This window comes from Streptomyces sp. WAC05292 (assembly GCF_003949955.1).
GTDB lineage: Bacteria > Actinomycetota > Actinomycetes > Streptomycetales > Streptomycetaceae > Streptomyces > Streptomyces globosus.
On sequence record NZ_RPSE01000111.1, the window covers coordinates 1 to 16,664 of the forward strand.

The 16,664-nt window shown below is 73.2% G+C and carries 15 protein-coding genes, 1 pseudogene and 1 riboswitch; of the genes and pseudogenes, 7 read left to right on the plus strand and 9 right to left on the minus strand.

Going from position 1 to position 16,664, the window contains the following annotated elements:
* Nucleotides 1–226, minus strand: a pseudogene (locus tag EF903_RS34725) (hypothetical protein); the annotation flags it as partial.
* A gap of 103 nt (nt 227–329) precedes the next feature.
* Between EF903_RS34725 and EF903_RS14775 the strand changes: the two are divergent.
* Nucleotides 330–1,355 carry an adenosine deaminase gene (locus EF903_RS14775; RefSeq protein ID WP_125543686.1) on the plus strand — a complete coding sequence of 342 codons (1,026 nt, stop codon included), beginning with the start codon at nt 330–332 and terminating at the stop codon, nt 1,353–1,355.
* Between the two features lie 22 nt (nt 1,356–1,377).
* A complete protein-coding gene (locus tag EF903_RS14780) occupies nt 1,378–2,067 on the plus strand; it encodes a glycerophosphodiester phosphodiesterase (RefSeq protein WP_185902665.1) in 690 nt (229 codons plus the stop codon).
* Between the two features lie 27 nt (nt 2,068–2,094).
* Here the strand turns inward: EF903_RS14780 and EF903_RS14785 are convergent, their stop codons facing one another.
* The 3 genes from EF903_RS14785 to EF903_RS14795 form a co-directional block, all read right to left on the minus strand.
* The gene (locus tag EF903_RS14785) at nt 2,095–2,565 is read right to left on the minus strand and encodes a hypothetical protein (RefSeq protein ID WP_125543688.1); all 471 of its coding nucleotides are present in this window, start codon (nt 2,563–2,565) and stop codon (nt 2,095–2,097) included.
* 71 nt (nt 2,566–2,636) lie between these two features.
* The gene (locus EF903_RS14790) at nt 2,637–3,842 is read right to left on the minus strand and encodes a spermidine/putrescine ABC transporter substrate-binding protein (protein WP_125543689.1); all 1,206 of its coding nucleotides are present in this window, start codon (nt 3,840–3,842) and stop codon (nt 2,637–2,639) included.
* 105 nt (nt 3,843–3,947) lie between these two features.
* On the minus strand, nt 3,948–5,387 hold the full coding sequence (locus EF903_RS14795) for a gamma-aminobutyraldehyde dehydrogenase (protein WP_125543690.1): 1,440 nt from the start codon (nt 5,385–5,387) through the stop codon (nt 3,948–3,950).
* Nucleotides 5,388–5,556: 169 nt separating this feature from the next.
* Here EF903_RS14795 and EF903_RS14800 point away from each other — a divergent pair, with 169 nt between their 5' ends.
* The 5 genes from EF903_RS14800 (at nt 5,557) to EF903_RS14820 (ending at nt 10,440) form a co-directional block, all read left to right on the plus strand.
* The gene (locus EF903_RS14800; RefSeq protein WP_125543691.1) at nt 5,557–6,060 is read left to right on the plus strand and encodes an Lrp/AsnC family transcriptional regulator; all 504 of its coding nucleotides are present in this window, start codon (nt 5,557–5,559) and stop codon (nt 6,058–6,060) included.
* Nucleotides 6,045–7,424 carry an aspartate aminotransferase family protein gene (locus EF903_RS14805; protein ID WP_185902666.1) on the plus strand — a complete coding sequence of 460 codons (1,380 nt, stop codon included), beginning with the start codon at nt 6,045–6,047 and terminating at the stop codon, nt 7,422–7,424. Before EF903_RS14800 ends, EF903_RS14805 begins: the two co-directional genes overlap by 16 nt.
* Nucleotides 7,425–7,592: 168 nt before the next feature.
* Nucleotides 7,593–8,342, plus strand: coding sequence for an ABC transporter ATP-binding protein (locus EF903_RS14810; RefSeq protein ID WP_125543693.1), 750 nt, complete (start codon nt 7,593–7,595; stop codon nt 8,340–8,342).
* Nucleotides 8,324–9,397 (plus strand): hypothetical protein, encoded by a 1,074-nt coding sequence (locus EF903_RS14815; protein WP_125543694.1) that lies wholly within the window; start codon nt 8,324–8,326, stop codon nt 9,395–9,397. The genes EF903_RS14810 and EF903_RS14815 overlap by 19 nt, the downstream gene beginning before the upstream one ends.
* Before the next feature lie 113 nt (nt 9,398–9,510).
* A complete protein-coding gene (locus EF903_RS14820) occupies nt 9,511–10,440 on the plus strand; it encodes a hypothetical protein (RefSeq protein ID WP_260615320.1) in 930 nt (309 codons plus the stop codon).
* Here the strand turns inward: EF903_RS14820 and EF903_RS14825 are convergent.
* The 5 genes from EF903_RS14825 to EF903_RS14845 form a co-directional block, all read right to left on the minus strand.
* On the minus strand, nt 10,437–11,492 hold the full coding sequence (locus EF903_RS14825; protein ID WP_125543695.1) for an ABC transporter ATP-binding protein: 1,056 nt from the start codon (nt 11,490–11,492) through the stop codon (nt 10,437–10,439). The genes EF903_RS14820 and EF903_RS14825 overlap by 4 nt on opposite strands.
* Nucleotides 11,492–13,198: an iron ABC transporter permease gene (locus EF903_RS14830; protein WP_125543699.1), complete on the minus strand. Its 1,707-nt coding sequence runs from the start codon at nt 13,196–13,198 to the stop codon at nt 11,492–11,494. The genes EF903_RS14825 and EF903_RS14830 overlap by 1 nt, the downstream gene beginning before the upstream one ends.
* Nucleotides 13,174–14,277, minus strand: coding sequence for a thiamine ABC transporter substrate binding subunit (locus tag EF903_RS14835; RefSeq protein WP_125543696.1), 1,104 nt, complete (start codon nt 14,275–14,277; stop codon nt 13,174–13,176). Before EF903_RS14835 ends, EF903_RS14830 begins: the two co-directional genes overlap by 25 nt.
* 83 nt (nt 14,278–14,360) lie before the next feature.
* A riboswitch (TPP riboswitch) is annotated at nt 14,361–14,470 on the minus strand.
* 67 nt (nt 14,471–14,537) lie between these two features.
* Nucleotides 14,538–15,653 (minus strand): 23S rRNA (adenine(2503)-C(2))-methyltransferase RlmN, encoded by a 1,116-nt coding sequence (gene rlmN / locus EF903_RS14840; protein ID WP_125543697.1) that lies wholly within the window; start codon nt 15,651–15,653, stop codon nt 14,538–14,540.
* A 162-nt stretch (nt 15,654–15,815) separates the two neighbouring features.
* Nucleotides 15,816–16,664, minus strand: an 849-nt coding sequence (locus tag EF903_RS14845; RefSeq protein WP_260615328.1) for a phosphatidate cytidylyltransferase, incomplete at its 5' end; no start/stop codon positions are given.

Below are 16,664 nucleotides of genomic sequence, written 5' to 3' on the forward strand. Positions count from 1 at the left end.
GCCCCCGCACCGCACGCGGCCCCGGGGCCGCGTACGGTGCGGGGGCCGCGTACGGTGCGGGCGGCCCGGGCGGTGCCCCGGCGCCGGGCATCCCGGCGAGCGTGGGCTGGTCGTGGACGGACGGCGGGCCGGGCACGCCGGGGGCGCCCTGCGGCCTTCCCGGATCCGCCGCCGACCCCTCCGGCGGGGCCCACGGGTCCCTCGGGTCAGGGCTGTTGTCGGTCATGCGGCACCCCCCTCTCGTACGGCCATGCTATGCCGTCCCGCCGAGGGGCCCCTGCTGCCTACCATGGGGGCGATCCGTCCGCGCCGTCCCCCGGAGGCCCGTCGTGCCCGACCTGACCCCCTTCATCGCAGGGCTGCCCAAGGCGGAGCTGCACGTGCACCACGTCGGCTCGGCCTCCCCCCGCATCGTCGCCGAACTGGCCGCGCGGCACCCCGACTCCAAGGTGCCGACGGACCCGGAGGCGCTCGCCGACTACTTCACCTTCACCGACTTCGCGCACTTCATCGAGGTCTACCTGTCCGTGGTCGACCTGGTCCGCACGCCCGACGACGTCCGCACGCTGACCTTCGAAGTCGCCCGCGACATGGCCCGGCAGAACATCCGGTACGCCGAACTGACCATCACCCCCTACTCCTCCACGCGCCGCGGCATCGAGGAGAAGGCCTTCATGGAGGCCATCGAGGACGCCCGGCGCGCGGCCGAGGCCGAGTTCGGGACGCTGCTGCGCTGGTGCTTCGACATCCCCGGCGAGGCCGGCCTGGAGGCCGCCGCGGAGACGGCCCGCCTCGCGGTCGACCTGCGCCCGGAGGGGCTGGTCTCCTTCGGCCTCGGCGGGCCCGAGATCGGCGTGCCCCGGCCGCAGTTCAAGCCGTACTTCGACGCCGCCCGCGCCGCCGGCCTGCACAGCGTCCCGCACGCCGGCGAGACCACCGGCCCGGAGACCATCTGGGACGCCCTGCGCGAACTCGGCGCCGAGCGGATCGGCCACGGCACGAGCGCCGTCCGTGACCCCGCGCTGCTGGCCCACCTGGCGGAGCACCGCATCGCCCTGGAGGTCTGCCCGACCTCGAACATCGCCACCCGCGCCGTGGAGGACCTGGACCGGCACCCGGTCCGGGAGATGGTGGAGGCGGGCGTGCTCGTCACCGTCAACAGCGACGACCCGCCGATGTTCGGCACGGACCTCAACAACGAGTACGCGGTGGCCGCCCGGCTGCTCGGCCTCGACGAGCGCGGCCTCGCCGCGCTCGCGAAGAACGCGGTGGAGGCGTCCTTCCTCGACGCCGCGGGCAAGGCGCGGATCGCGCAGGAGATCGACACGTACACCGAGGCGTGGCTGGCACGCTGACGGCCGCGGGACAATGGACGGCATGCGCACCCTGACGGCCGTCGCCCACCGCGGCGACCCCCACCGCTTCCCCGAGAACACGCTCCCGTCGATCCGCTCGGCGTTCGCGCTCGGCGCGGACGCCGTGGAGGTCGACGTGCGGCTGACCCGAGACGGGGAGGCGGTCCTCCTCCACGACGAGACGCTGCAGCGGCTGTGGGGGTACGACGTGCGCCTCGACGAGGTGACGGCCGCCCAGCTGGCGGAGCTGACGCAGGGCGGTGTGCCGACGCTGCGTCAGGCGCTCGCCGAGGCGGGGCCGGGGCGCCTGCTGCTGGACCTGCCGGGTGCCGCCCCGGAGGCGGTGCGGGAGGTCGTCGGCCTGGTCGGCGAGTGCGGGGCGCGGGAGCGCGTCTACTACTGCGCGGGCCCGCGCACGATGCTGGCCGTGCGGGCCGCCGACCCGGCGGCGGAGATCGCGCTGACGTGGACGACGCTGTCGCCGCCGCGGCGGGTGCTGATCGACGCGGTGGCGCCGGCCTGGCTGAACTACCGCTTCGGGCTGGTGGACCGGGGGCTGGTGGAGGCGCTGCACCGGGACGGGCTGCGGGTCTCGGCGTGGACCGCCGACACGAAGCGGACGATGCGCCGGCTGGCCGCGGCGGGCGTGGACGCGATCACCACGAACCGGATCGACGCCCTGGCGGCGGTGCGCGCCGCGGCCGGCCGCTGAGCCGGCCGGGCGTCGCCGGCGCCGCCGTCAGGCGGCGGCGGGCAGGGCCTCCAGGCGCTTGACGAGCCGCCTCAGGATCAGCAGCGGAAGGATCCCGAAGACGCCGAACGAGATGTCGATGAGGCGCCATCCGAGGGGGATGCCGCGGATCTGACCGCAGATCAGGGCGAGCGGGACGATGCCGGCGCAGGCGATCATGCCGGCCTCGATGATCCAGACGTTGCGGACGGGGTCGCGCAGGACGCCGTAGAAGAAGACCGCGATCACGAGGTGGGCGAAGGCCAGCCAGTCGGTGCCGTACAGGAGGAACGGGTACCGGGCGTCGGCCGTGTCGAGGCCCTCGCCGACCCGGGCCAGCCACTCGTGCCCGATCAGGGAGTTGGCCAGGCGCACCTCGGTGACCAGGGGAAACGCGGTGAGCCCGCTGAGGACCAGGCAGACGAGGAACAGGACGAGCCAGGCGCGGATCCGCCGCCGGAGGGCGTTTCTCTCACTCATGGCAGCAGCCTACGCCCGGAGTTGAACGCGTTCAGCCAATCCTTCGAACGCGTTCAATTCTGTGGTGGCGATCACATCCCGACGACGGCGTTCCAGCGGCCGGCCAGGGTGCGTCGCTCCGCCGCCGTGACGTCCCGGGCCACGGCGAGCCGCCCGCGCATCGTGCCGTCGGGGAAGACCAGCGGGTTCTCGGCGAGTTCCGCCCTCTCCCGGTCCGGCGACGCGGCCAGCACCTCGCGGGCCGCCGGCACCGGGCAGACGTAGGCGACGGCGGCCGCCAGCTCCGCCGCCACCTCCGGGGCGTAGTAGTGGTCGATCAGCGCCTCCGCATTGGCCTTGTGGCGGGCCAGGTTGGGGATGAGGAGGCTCTCCGCCCACAGCTCGCCGCCCTCCTCCGGCACGACGAACTCGATGTCCGGGTTGTCTGCCTGGAGTTGGACCGCGTCTCCGGAGTAGGCCTGGCAGGCCAGCACGTCGCCCTTGCCGAGGTCGGAGGTGTAGTCGTTGCCGGTGAAGCGGCGGATGTGCCTGCGGCGCACCAGCTCCTCGACCTGGTCGCACATCCGGTGGAAGTCCGCCTCGGTCCAGCGGGTGACGTCCACCCCGTTGCCCTGCATCAGCAGCGCGAAGGACTCGTCGAGGCCGGAGAAGAGGGTGACGCGGCCCGCGAGGTCCGGGTGCCACAGGTCCCGCACCGACCGGATCTCCCGGCCGAGCGCCCTGCGGTTGTAGGCGATCCCGGTGATGCCGGACTGCCAGGGCACGGTGTGCAGGCGCCCCGCGTCGAAGGACGGCGAGCGCAGCTGCGGGTCGAGGTGTTCGGCGACGTTGGGCTGGCGGGTGCGGTCCATCGCCTGCGCCCAGCCCAGGCGGACGAAGCGGGCGGCCATCCAGTCGCTGACCACCACCAGGTCGTGGCCGGTGTCCTGGCGGTTGATCAGGGCGGGGCCGACCTTGCCGAAGAACTCGTCGTTGTCGTTGATCTCCTCGGTGTACCGGACCTCGATGCCGGTGCGCTCCGTGAACGCCTCCAGCGTGGGGCGGCGCTCCTCGTCCTCGGCGTCGGTGTCCATGTACATCGGCCAGTTGGCGAAGGCGAGGCTCCGCTCGCGTGCGGAGCGGTCCGTGCCCGCCCGGCGGTCCTCGGGGACGTAGGCGGAGGGGACGCCGCAGCCGGCGAGGGCCGAGAGGAGGCCTGCGGCGCCGAGGCCGCGCAGCGCCGCGCGGCGCGTGACCCGGCGCGTGACGCGGCGGCGGGAGGAGGTGGGAGCGGGCATGGGTGAAGCCTCGGGGAACGCGGAGGGGGCGGGCAATGGACACATTGTCCACTGCCCGCCCCCGTGCGGGGCCGCCTCGACCGCCCCTGCGGCCGCGGCCCGGCGTCAGCCGTCGAGCGAGGTCATCACGTGCTTGATGCGGGTGTAGTCCTCGAAGCCGTACGCGGAGAGGTCCTTGCCGTAGCCGGACTTCTTGAAGCCGCCGTGCGGCATCTCGGCCACGAGCGGGATGTGGGTGTTGATCCACACGCAGCCGAAGTCGAGGTGCTTGGACATGCGCATCGCGCGGGCGTGGTCCTTGGTCCACACGGAGGAGGCGAGGGCGTACTCGACGCCGTTCGCGTACTCCAGCGCCTGGGCCTCGTCCGCGAAGGACTGGACGGTGATGACCGGGCCGAAGACCTCGTTCTGGACGATCTCGTCGTCCTGCTTGAGGCCGGAGACGACGGTCGGGGCGTAGAAGTAGCCCTTGTCGCCGACGCGGTGGCCGCCGGCCTCCACCTTGGCGTGCGCCGGGAGGCGGTCGATGAAGCCCGCGACCTGCGCCAGCTGGTTGGGGTTGTTCAGCGGGCCGTAGAGGACGTCCTCGTCGTCCGGGGCGCCGGTCTTGGTGTCGGCGGCGGCCTTGGCGAGGGCGGCCACGAACTCGTCGTGGACGGACTCGTGGACGAGGACGCGGGTGGCGGCGGTGCAGTCCTGGCCGGCGTTGAAGTAGCCGGCGACGGCGATGTCCTCGACGGCCTTGGCGATGTCGGCGTCCTCGAAGACGACGACCGGGGCCTTGCCGCCGAGCTCCAGGTGGACGCGCTTGACGTCCTTCGAGGCGCTCTCGGCGACCTGCATGCCGGCGCGGACGGAGCCGGTGATGGAGGCCATCGCCGGGGTGGCGTGCTCGACCATGGCCTTGCCGGTCTCGCGGTCGCCGCAGACGACGTTGAAGACGCCCTTGGGCAGGATCGAGTCGATGATCTCGGCCATCAGGACGGTGGAGGCCGGGGTGGTGTCCGAGGGCTTGAGCACCACGGTGTTGCCCGCAGCGATCGCCGGGGCGAACTTCCACACGGCCATCATCATCGGGTAGTTCCACGGGGCGACCTGGGCGCAGACGCCGACCGGCTCGCGGCGGATGATCGAGGTCATCCCGTCCATGTACTCGCCGGCGGAGCGGCCTTCCAGCAGGCGGGCGGCGCCCGCGAAGAAGCGGATCTGGTCCACCATCGGGGGAAGCTCCTCGCTGGCGGTCAGGCCCAGCGGCTTGCCGGTGTTCTCCGACTCGGCGGCGACCAGCTCCTCGGCGCGCGCCTCGAAGGCGTCGGCGATCTTGAGGAGGGCCTTCTGCCGCTCGGAAGGCGTGGTGTCGCGCCAGCCCGGGAAGGCGGCCGCGGCGGCGGCCATGGCGGCGTCGACGTCGGCCTGCCCGGACAGCGGGGCGGTGGCGTACACCTCGCCGGTGGCCGGGTTGACCACATCGGTGGTCCGCCCGTCGGCGGCGTCCTTGAACTCCCCGCCGATGTAGTTGCGCAGACGACGCAGTTCGGTGGTCACTACAGCCACACTCCTGATCACATGTCCAACGATTGAGACGAATCCCAAGCCTAGCTTCTCGGCGGACGCTTTCGACAGGGCCGCCCACCACCAACTACGAAATCAGTAAGATCCGGATGCCAGAACAACGGATTTCATTGGTTTCATCTTGCGGAACGGAGGACTCCTCGTGCAGAGTGAGGTTGTGGTCAGTCGAAGCGCAGATTCCAGGAACAGGCAGCCGTCCCCTTCGGTCGATGCTGTGTCGCTGGCGATCATCGAGCAACTGCAGGAGGACGGACGCCGTCCCTACGCGGCGATCGGCAAGGCCGTGGGCCTGTCGGAGGCCGCCGTGCGCCAGCGCGTGCAGAAGCTGCTCGACCAGGGCGTCATGCAGATCGTCGCCGTCACCGACCCGCTCACCGTGGGCCTGCGGCGCCAGGCCATGGTCGGCATCAACGTCGAGGGCGACGTCGACCCGGTGGCCGACGCACTGACCCAGATGGCCGAGTGCGAGTACGTGGTGATGACCGCGGGCTCCTTCGACCTGATGGTGGAGATCGTCTGCGAGGACGACGACCACCTGCTGGAGACGATCAACAAGAAGATCCGCGCGCTCCCCGGCGTGCGATCCACCGAAAGCTTCGTTTACCTGAAGCTGAAGAAGCAGACCTACATGTGGGGAACCCGATAACCGTGACCCAGGACCTGTCCAAAACCGCGTACGACCACCTGTGGATGCACTTCACCCGGATGTCGTCGTACGAGAACTCCCCCGTCCCCACCATCGTGCGCGGCGAGGGCACCTACATCTACGACGACAAGGGCAAGCGCTACCTGGACGGCCTTGCCGGCCTCTTCGTGGTCAACGCCGGTCACGGCCGCAAGGAGCTCGCCGAGGTCGCCTACAGGCAGGCCCAGGAGCTCGCGTTCTTCCCCGTGTGGTCCTACGCCCACCCCAAGGCCGTGGAGCTCGCCGAGCGCCTCGCGGACTACGCCCCGGGCGACCTGAACAAGGTGTTCTTCACCACCGGCGGCGGCGAGGCCGTCGAGACCGCCTGGAAGCTCGCCAAGCAGTACTACAAGCTCAAGGGCAAGCCGACCAAGTACAAGGTGATCTCCCGCGCGGTCGCCTACCACGGCACTCCCCAGGGCGCCCTGTCGATCACCGGCCTGCCGGCCCTCAAGGCCCCCTTCGAGCCGCTGGTCCCCGGCGCGCACAAGGTGCCGAACACCAACATCTACCGCGCCCCGATCCACGGCGACGACCCCGAGGCCTTCGGCCGCTGGTGCGCCGACCAGATCGAGCAGCAGATCCTCTTCGAGGGCGCCGACACCGTCGCCGCCGTCTTCCTGGAGCCGGTGCAGAACGCCGGCGGCTGCTTCCCGCCGCCGCCCGGCTACTTCCAGCGGGTCCGCGAGATCTGCGACGCGTACGACGTGCTCCTCGTCTCCGACGAGACGATCTGCGCCTTCGGCCGCCTCGGCACGATGTTCGCCTGCGACAAGTTCGGCTACGTACCGGACATGATCACCTGCGCGAAGGGCATGACCTCGGGATACTCCCCGATCGGCGCCTGCATCGTCTCCGACCGCGTCGCCGAGCCCTTCTACAAGGGAAACAACACCTTCCTGCACGGCTACACCTTCGGCGGACACCCGGTGTCCTCCGCGGTGGCCCTCGCCAACCTCGACATCTTCGACAAGGAAGGCCTCAACCAGCATGTGCTGGACAACGAGGGCGCCTTCCTGAAGACCCTCCAGAAGCTCCACGACCTGCCGATCGTCGGCGACGTCCGCGGCAACGGGTACTTCTACGGCATCGAGCTCGTCAAGGACAAGACCACCAAGGAGTCCTTCTCCGACGAGGAGACCGAGCGCGTCCTGTACGGCTTCCTCTCCAAGGCGCTCTTCGACAACGGCCTGTACTGCCGGGCCGACGACCGCGGCGACCCGGTCGTGCAGCTGGCCCCGCCGCTGATCGCGGACCAGGGGACCTTCGACGAGATCGAGGGGATCCTGCGCTCCGTGCTCACCGAGGCGTGGACCAAGCTGTAAGCGGCCCCGCAGGACCGTATGCCACGGCCCGGGTGCCCCGTTCGAGTGGGAACGGGGCACCCGGGCCGTGTGCTGTCGCCCGGTGCGACCTTCATCTCCTTACATCTCGGTGCGGGCGCCAGTGACCGAAGGGGCTCCGCTTCGTTCCCCCGGACGGAGGTGTACGCCATGGAGGCTCCACCGGACAGCGACGTGCTCTGCGCACGGTCCGTTCACCACTCCCACGACGGCTCGCCCGGCATCGCCGGGGTGTCGGTCGGAGTCCGCCGCGGCGAGGTCCTCGCCGTGACCGGCCCGCGCGGCAGCGGCAAGACCACGCTGCTGCACTGCCTGAGCGGCCGACTGGTCCCCCGGGACGGCGGAGTGTGGTTCGACGGCGTGCCCCTCCACACCCTGGGCGCCCTCGCCCGCGAACGGCTCCGCCGCGACCGCTTCGGCTGGATCGGCCCGGAGCCGGCACTGCTGCCCGAACTCACCGTGTGGGAGAACGCCGCCCTGCCGCTGCTCGTCGCCGGCACCGCGCACCGCACCGCCAAGCGGACCGCCTGCGAGTGGCTCGACCGCCTCGACATCGGCGGCCTGGCCCGCAAGCGGCCCGGCGCCCTGACCCGCGCCGAGGCCCAGCGCGCCGCCCTCGCCCGGGCCCTCGTCCACGAGCCCGCCATCGTCTTCGCCGACGAGCCGACCGCCCCCCTGCACCGCGCCGACCGGGCCATGCTGCTGCGCACCCTCACCACGGCGGCCCGCTCCCACGGCATCACCGTCGTCCTCGCCGGCCACGACGAGGACACCGCGGCCGCGGCCGACCGGTGCCTCCCCCTCCTCGACGGCCGCCCCGCCGCAGACCCCGCCGCCGCGGGCCCCGGCGCGCCCGGCGACACCCCGGAAGGCCAGGCCGCGTGCTCGCTCTCCGCCTGACCCGCGGCTCCCGCCCGCTCGTCCAGCTGCGCCGCCTGCTCGTCGCCGCCGCGGCCGCCGGCAGCGGCTTCCTGCTGCTGTACGTGCTCGCCGAGGCCACGGCCCGGCCTGCCGGATCGTTCCCGCGCCTGCTGTGGGCGCTGCTCCCGCTCGCCGCCACCGTGCACCTCGCCGTCCGCACCGCCCGCACCGACCCCGCCACCCGCCCCCGCGAGGGCATGGACGCCGTCGGGCTCGGGCCGCTGCACCTCGCCCTGGCCGCCGCCGTCTCCACCGCCGTCGCCTGCACCCTCGGCAGCGCCCTCGCCCTCGCCGCCTTCCTCCACCTGCGCGGCGACCTCGGCGGACTCCCCTTCGACGGTGCGGGCGCCGCCCTGCTCCACGCCGACCGGCCCCTGCCGCTCGCCGCCGCCCTCACCCTGCTGACCCTCACCCCCCTCACCGCCTCGGCGGCCGCGGCGGCGCTCACCCTGCGCCCCCGCACCCCCGCCGCACCGGCGGCCGGACTGCCCTGGGGCATCGCCCTCGCCGCCTGCGGGCTCGCCGTCCTCGGCCACGCCGGACCCGCCGGCGGCCGACTCCCCGCCGGCTGGGCGCTCACCGCCGCCGGGCTGGTCCTGGCCGGGCCGGGGCTCGCGTACGCCTGCGGCGCCCTGGTCCAGGCCGTCCGCCCCGGCGCCCTCCGGCTGCTGGCCGGGCGCACCCTCCAGGAGGAGGCGCCCCGGCTGGGCCGCCCCCTCGGCGTGCTGTGCGCGGCCGGCACCGCCGCCATCGCCGCCGCCCTGCCCGGCCGCGGCGGCATCGGCGCCCCGCTGGGCCCGCTGACCGGGCCCGCCTTCGCCCTCACCGTCCTCTGCGCGGCCGCCACCCTGCTCGCCGCCGCCGTCGAGGTCCGCCAGGCCCGCGCCGCGAGCCGGGCCGCTCTGGCCGACCTCGGCGCCCCCGGCAGCGTGACGCGCACCGCCGCGACCGTGCGGGCCGCCGCCCTGCTCGCCGTCTGCCTGCCCGTCTGCTGGGGCGTGGCCCGGCTGACCTCCCTGGCGCTGACCGGCTGACCTCTCCTTCGCCGACACGGCGGGACGAACCGGCCGTACGAGGCAACCTCCCGGGGCATTCCGCACGTCTGGCAGTGGTACGCACAACTTGCCGGAAGTGATCGGAGCCCTCGGTGCTCATAGGCCTGCTGACCGCGATAGCGGCGTCCATCTGCTACGGCACGGGGTCCGTCCTGCAAGCCGTCGGCTCGCGCCGGGCGGCGCGGGCCACGCCCGCGGACGCGGGGGTGACGGCGCACGGCGGCCCGAACCTGTCGTCGACCGCGAAGGCGGCGATGACCTGGGAGTTCATCGTCGGCACCATCCTGGACTTCGCGGGCTTCGGCCTCGGCGCGCTCGCCTCGCGGATGCTGCCCCTCTTCCTCTCCCAGACCGTCATCAGCGCCAACCTGGTCATCACCGCGGTGCTCAGCGTGCGGATGCTCGGCATCCGGCTGACCCGCAAGGAGTGGGTGTCCATCGGTGTGGTCTGCACGGCCCTGGTGCTCCTCGCCAGCGCCGCCGGCCACGAGGGCGGCCACCACGCCCCCATCGCCACCCACTGGTGGCTGCTCGCCGTGACGGCCCTGATCATCGTGGGCGGCACGGTCGCGGTCCGGCTCCTCGGCGGCCGCGCCGCCATCCTCGCCGGCCTGCTGTCCGGCCTCGCCTTCGGCGCCCTCGGCGTCGGCGTCCGCATCCTGAACGGCATCGACCCGTTCGACCCGGCGGCCCTCCTCACCGACCCCGCCCTGTACGCGATCGTCCTTGCCGGCACCGGCGGCATGTACCTGCACACCGTCGCCCTCCAGATCGGCTCCGTGAACGGGGCGACGGCCGCGCTCGTCGTCGGCGAGACCGTCCTCCCCGGCGCCATCGGCGTGCTGTGGCTCGGCGACGCCTCCCGGCCGGGCCTGGCCTGGCTCGCCGTGGCCGGCTTCGTCCTCGCCGTCGCAGGTGCGGTCGCCGTCGCCTGGTACGGCAACCACGACGGCGCCGACCCGGCCGCCGAACCCGCGGCGGACCCGGCCGCCCCGGCCCGGGAGCCCGCCGGCGTGCGCTAGGCCGCCTCTTCCGGATCTTGCCTGGCCCGCGGCGAGGCGGGGATGACGACGACCTCCGACGGGGCGAACGCCACCGCCACCCGCTCCCCCGGGGCCGGCGCCCCGGCCAGGTCGCACTCGGCCTCCAGGGCCGGCCCGGCCGCCGGACGCAGCCGCAGCGCCACGTGCGCGCCGCGGAAGGTCCGCGACTCCACCTCGCAGGCCAGCCCGTCCGCGGCGAGCCGGACGCCCGCCGGGCGGACCAGCAGCCGGTGCTCCCCCCGCGGGGAGCCCTCCGGCACCGGGACCTCGCCCCACGGGGTGGCCGCGGACCCGTCCGACACCGTCGCGGGGACGACGTTGTCGAAGCCGAGGAAGCGCGCCACGAACTCGGAGGACGGCCGCTGCCACACCTCCAGCGGGGTGCCCGCCTGCGCGATGCGGCCCTCCCGCATCACCACCACCCGGTCGGCCAGGGCGAACGCCTCGCCCTGGTCGTGGGTGACGGCCAGCACGGTGGTGCCCAGGCGGGTGAACAGCCCCCGCAGCTCCACGACGAGGCGCTCGCGCAGCCCCCGGTCCAGCTGGCCCAGCGGCTCGTCCAGCATCAGCAGCCGCGGCGACGGCGCGAGCGCCCTGGCCAGCGCGACCCGCTGCTGTTCGCCGCCGGAGAGCGAGGACACCGGCCGGCGGCCGGCCCCGGGCAGCCCGACGAGCTCCAGCAGCTCGGCCACCCGGGCCTGCTGCGCGGCGCGGGCGGCTCCCTGCATGCGCAGCCCGAACGCGACGTTCCCTGCGACGTCCCGGTGCGGGAACAGCTGGTGGTCCTGGAACATCAGGCCCACCCCGCGCCGGTGCACGGGCACCCGCGCCTGGTCGGCGCCGCCGAGCAGCACCCGGCCCGCCGACACCGGCTGGAGCCCGGCGACGACCCGCAGCAGCGTGGACTTGCCGCTGCCGCTGGGGCCGAGGACGCACACCGTCTCGTGCTCGGCGACCTCCAGGTCGACGCCTTCCACGGCGGTGCGTCCGCCGAAGCGGACCGACACCCCGGCCAGTTCGAGCAGGGTCATCAGAACTCTCCCGAGGTCTTGTCGGGGCGCAGCCGCTCCAGCACCAGCAGGGCGGCCGCGCACACCAGCATCAGCACGGTGCTCAGCGCCATGGCCTGCCCGTAGTTCAGGTCCCCGGCCCGCCCCAGCAGGCGGGCCACCGCCACCGGCAGGGTCGGCCGGTCGGCCCGGGCGATGAACACGGTCGCGCCGAACTCGCCGAGCGACACGGCGAAGGCGAACCCGGCCGCGACCAGCAGCGCCCGCCGCACCATCGGCAGGTCCACCTCCCGCCAGGCCCGCAGCGGGGAGGCGCCGAGCACGGCGGCGGCCTCGCGCAGCCGCTCGTCGACGGCGCGCAGCACCGGCAGCATGGTGCGGACGACGAACGGGACGCCGACCAGCGCCTGCGCCAGCGGCACGAGGATCCAGGAGGTCCGCAGATCCAGCGGCGGCTCGTCGAGGGTGATCAGGAATCCGAAGCCGACGGTCACGGCGGACACCCCGAGCGGCAGCATCAGCAGCGCGTCGAAGCCGCGGACGAAGGGGCCGGCGCGCCGGGTCAGGGCCGCGGCGGCCAGGCCTCCGACGAGCAGGGCGATGCCGGTGGCGGCGAGGGCGTACTCCAGGGAGTTGCCGACCGCCTCCAGCGGCGGGACGAGGAAGGTGTTGCCGCCCGAGCCGGCCTGTGCCAGCGCCTCGTAGTAGCCGGTGCCGTAGCCGCCGGGGGTGTCGAGGGACCGCTCGACCAGCACGCCGAGCGGCAGCACGATCAGCAGGGCGACGGTCAGCAGCACCCCGCCGAGCAGCAGCCGCTGCCCGGCGCCGCGCGGCCGGTGCGCGGTCAGCGCGGGGTCCACGAGGCGCAGCGCCCTCTCGCGGCGGCGCACCGTCCACGCGTGCACGGCGAGGATCCCCGCGACGGCGGCGAACTGGACGAGTGTCAGCACGGCGGCGGTGGACAGGTCGAGGAGCTGGGCGGTCTGCCGGTAGACCTCCACCTCCAGGGTGGCGTACGAGGGCCCGCCGAGGATCTGCACGACGCCGAACGAGGTGAAGGTGAAGAGGAACACCATGACGGCGGCGGCCGCGACGGCCGGGGCCAGCGCCGGCAGGGTGACCTGCCGCCAGGCGGCGAGGCGGCCCGCGCCGAGCACCCGGGCGGCCTCCTCCTGCCGCGGGTCGAGCTGCGCCCACAGCCCGCCGACGGTGCGGACGACGACGGCGTAGTTGAAGAAGACGTGCGCGAGCAGGATCGCCCACACCGTCGTGTCGAGCCGGACCCCCCACAGCTCCTCCGTCAGCCCGCCGCGGCCCACCAGGGCGAGGAAGGCGGTGCCGACGACCACGGTCGGCAGGACGAAGGGGATGGTGACGACGGCGCGCAGGACCTGCTTGCCGGGGAAGTCGAGCCGGGCGAAGACGTACGCGGCGGGCAGCGCGGCCAGCAGGGTGAGGGCCGTGGAGGCGAGCGCCTGCCAGGCCGTGAACCACAGGACGCCGGCGATGCCCGGCTCGGCGAGCACCTCGCCGATGCGGCCGAGCTGCCATCCGGCGTCCGTCTTCAGGCCCCGGCCGACGATGGCGGCGACCGGGTAGGCGAAGAAGACGCCGAAGAAGGCCAGCGGCAGGGCCGTCAGGGCGAGCCTGGCGGCCGCGCCGCGTGCGGCGCGGGACCCGGAGGGCCCCGCGCCGGCGCCGGCTACTTCACGACGAGCGAGGTCCACGTCTTGACCCACTGCTCCCGGTTCTTGGCGATGGTGTCGGGGGCCACGGTCTCGGGCTTCTCCACGACGGCGCCGTGCTTGGTGAACAGCTCGGGCAGCTGCGCGTCCTTGACGACCGGGTTCACGAACATCTTGAGCGGCATGTCCTCCTGGAACTTCTTGCCGATCATGAAGTCGATGAGCGCCTTGCCGCCCGCCTCGTTCTTCGCTCCCTTGAGCAGGCCCGCGAACTCGGTCTGGCGGAAGCAGGTGCCGGTGGCGACACCCGTGGGGGCCTCGGCCGGCTGCGGCTCGGCGTAGAGGACCTCGACCGGCGGGCTGGAGGCGTAGGAGACGACCAGCGGGCGGTCGCCCTTGGCCTTCCTGCCCCCGGCGGAGCCGGAGAACCGCTCGTTGTAGGCCTGCTCCCAGCCGTCGACGACCTCGACGCCGTTGGCCTTGAGCTTGGCCCAGTAGTCCTTCCAGCCCTCCTCGCCGTACTTGCCGACGGTGGCCAGGAGGAAGCCGAGGCCGGGCGAGGAGGTCGCCGCGTTCTCGACGACCAGCAGGTCCTTGTACTCCGGCTTGGCCAGGTCGTCGAGGGTCTGCGGCGGGGCGATCTTCTTGCCGGCGAAGTACGCCTTGTCGTAGTTGACGCAGATGTCGCCGGAGTCGACGGGGGTGACCCGGTGCTGTGCGTCGAGCACGAACTCCGGCTTGACCGCGTCGAGGCCCTTCGCCTCGTACGCGGTGAAGATGCCGTTGTCGAGGGCGCGCGAGAGGAGGGTGTTGTCGACGCCGAAGAAGACGTCGCCGCGGGGGGATCCCTTGGTGAGGATCTCCTGGTTGAGGGCGGTGCCGGCGTCCCCGGAGTTGAGGACCTTGACGGTGTAGCCGCTCTGCTGCTCGAACTCCTTGAGGACCGCGTCGGTCACGGCGAAGGAGTCGTGGGAGACGAGCGTGACCGTCTTCTGCGCCGGTGCCCCGCTGCCCTCGGCCGCGGACCCGTCCCCGCTGCCGCCGCCGCAGGCGCTGAGCGCGGCGGCGCCGAGGGCGGTCGCGAGCGCGGTGGCCGCGAGTCTCCTGGTGGTGGTGCTCACTGGTGATTCCTCCTGGGTGTGACCAGGAGAAGACGCGGCCCCGCCGGGCGCTTCGCGAGCGGACGCCGGGCAGGGCGCAACAGCTTGAGTGGTGACCGAACTCCCTACCCCGAATGACCGGGGCGAGGTTCAGAGGGTCTGCGGTGGACGGTGACCGCACTCTCAGCGCTGTGGCGCTCCCCTGTCGGAATGTGGAATTGGTTCGGCCACAGGGTACCCCGCGGCCGGTTCCGCACCTCTCGGGCCTCCGGCCGGGGCCGTCAGCGCTCGGCGGCCGCCAGCTGGCCGCAGGCGCCGTCGATCTCCTGGCCACGGGTGTCGCGGACGGTGACCGGCACGCCGTGGCGGGCGATGGCCTCGACGAAGGCCCGCTCGTCCTCGGGCCGCGAGGCGGTCCACTTGGAGCCGGGCGTCGGGTTCAGCGGGATCAGGTTGACGTGGACGCGCTTGCCCTTGAGCAGCCGGCCGAGGAGGTCGCCGCGCCACGCCTGGTCGTTGATGTCGCGGATCAGGGCGTACTCGATGGAGACGCGGCGGCCGGACTTCTCGGCGTACTCCCAGGCGGCGTCGAGGACCTCGCGGACCTTCCAGCGGGTGTTCACCGGGACGAGGGTGTCGCGCAGCTCGTCGTCGGGGGCGTGCAGGGAGACGGCGAGGCGGCACTTGAAGCCCTCGTCGGCGAAGCGCAGCATGGCCGGGACCAGGCCGACGGTGGAGACGGTGATGCCGCGCTGCGACAGGCCGAGGCCGTCGGGCTCGGGGTCGGTCAGCCGGCGGATCGCGCCGACGACGCGGTTGTAGTTGGCGAGCGGCTCGCCCATGCCCATGAAGACGATGTTCGACAGCCGGGCCGGGCCGCCGGGGACCTCGCCGTCGCGCAGGGCGCGCATGCCGTCGACGATCTGGTGGACGATCTCCGCGGTGGACAGGTTGCGGTCCAGTCCGGCCTGGCCGGTGGCGCAGAACGGGCAGTTCATGCCGCAGCCGGCCTGCGAGGAGATGCACATGGTGACCCGGTCGGGGTAGCGCATCAGGACGGACTCGACGAGGGTGCCGTCGTGCAGGCGCCACAGGGTCTTGCGGGTGGTGTCGTCGTCGCAGGAGATGTGCCGTACGACCTTCATCAGCTCGGGCAGCAGCTCCTCGCGGAGCTTCTCGCGGGAGCCGGCGGGGATGTCGGTCCACTCGGCCGGGTCGTGGGCGTAGCGGGCGAAGTAGTGCTGCGAGAGCTGCTTGGCCCGGAACGGCTTCTCGCCGATCGCGGCGACGGCCTCGCGGCGCTCGGCCGGCGTCATGTCGGCCAGGTGCCGGGGCGGCTTCTTCGCGGCCTTCGGCGCGACGAAGGTGAGCTCTCCCGGAGCGGGGCGGGGTGCCATGTTCGGTCCTCCTCAGGGCGACGAGGTCTGACGACCTCCGCGCGTGCGGAGCCGGTGGCGGTGGCGCTGTCCGCGCCGGAGACCTCACAGATGCATCCCCGCTGCCACGGGGAAAGGGCGCACCACCGGTGGTGGTGCGCCCTTCAGGATAACCCGGTCGGCTCAGCCGGTGCCGACGAAGAGGGCCAGCAGCAGCCAGACCACGGGGGCGGTCGGCAGCAGCGAGTCCAGCCGGTCCATGATCCCGCCGTGGCCGGGGAGCAGCGTGCCCATGTCCTTGATGCCCAGGTCGCGCTTGATCATCGACTCGCCGAGGTCGCCGAGGGTGGCGCTGACGGCGACCGCGAGACCGAGGACCAGCCCCTGCCACCAGGCGCCCCCGTCGACCAGGAACTCCATGCACAGGGCGCCGGCGGCCATCGCGAAGACGACGGCTCCGAGGAGCCCCTCGCGCGTCTTGCCGGGGCTGATGCGCGGGGCGAGCTTGGTCTTGCCGAAGCGCCAGCCGACCGCGTAGGCGCCCGTGTCGCTGACCACGGTCAGGACGAGGAAGGCGGCCACGCGCTGGGGGCCGTCGTCCGCGGTGAGGAGCATCGCGACGAAGGTCGCCAGGAACGGTACGTAGAAGGCGGCGAAGACGCCGGCGGTGACGTCCCTGAGGTAGTCCTCCGGCGGTTCGGTCATCCGCCAGACCAGGACCGCGAGCGCGGTCAGGGCCATCGCCACCCAGGCGCCCTCGGCGCCGCTCACGTACCCGGCGATGACCATGGCGGCGCCGCCGATGGCCAGCGGGACCAGTGGCGCCTTGATGCCCTTCTTCTCCTGGAGCCGGGAGGTCAGCTCCCACAGGCCCACGACGACCGCGACGACGATGACGCCGACGAAGACCGCCTTGACGATGAACAGCGAAGCGAAGATCACCGCTCCGAGGCCGAGACCGACCCCTATCGCGGCGCGCAGGTCTCGGCCCGCCCGCTTCTTGGGCGGCGGCGGTGGCGAGGCGTCCTGCGG

Coding starts and splice junctions, on each gene's coding strand:
- EF903_RS14780 (WP_185902665.1), top strand. CDS start 1,378: ATGCGCACCCTGACGGCCGTCGCCCACCGCGGCGACCCCCACCGCTTC.
- EF903_RS14785 (WP_125543688.1), bottom strand. CDS start 2,565: ATGAGTGAGAGAAACGCCCTCCGGCGGCGGATCCGCGCCTGGCTCGTC.
- EF903_RS14790 (WP_125543689.1), bottom strand. CDS start 3,842: ATGCCCGCTCCCACCTCCTCCCGCCGCCGCGTCACGCGCCGGGTCACG.
- EF903_RS14810 (WP_125543693.1), top strand. CDS start 7,593: ATGGAGGCTCCACCGGACAGCGACGTGCTCTGCGCACGGTCCGTTCAC.
- EF903_RS14825 (WP_125543695.1), bottom strand. CDS start 11,492: ATGACCCTGCTCGAACTGGCCGGGGTGTCGGTCCGCTTCGGCGGACGC.
- rlmN (WP_125543697.1), bottom strand. CDS start 15,653: ATGGCACCCCGCCCCGCTCCGGGAGAGCTCACCTTCGTCGCGCCGAAG.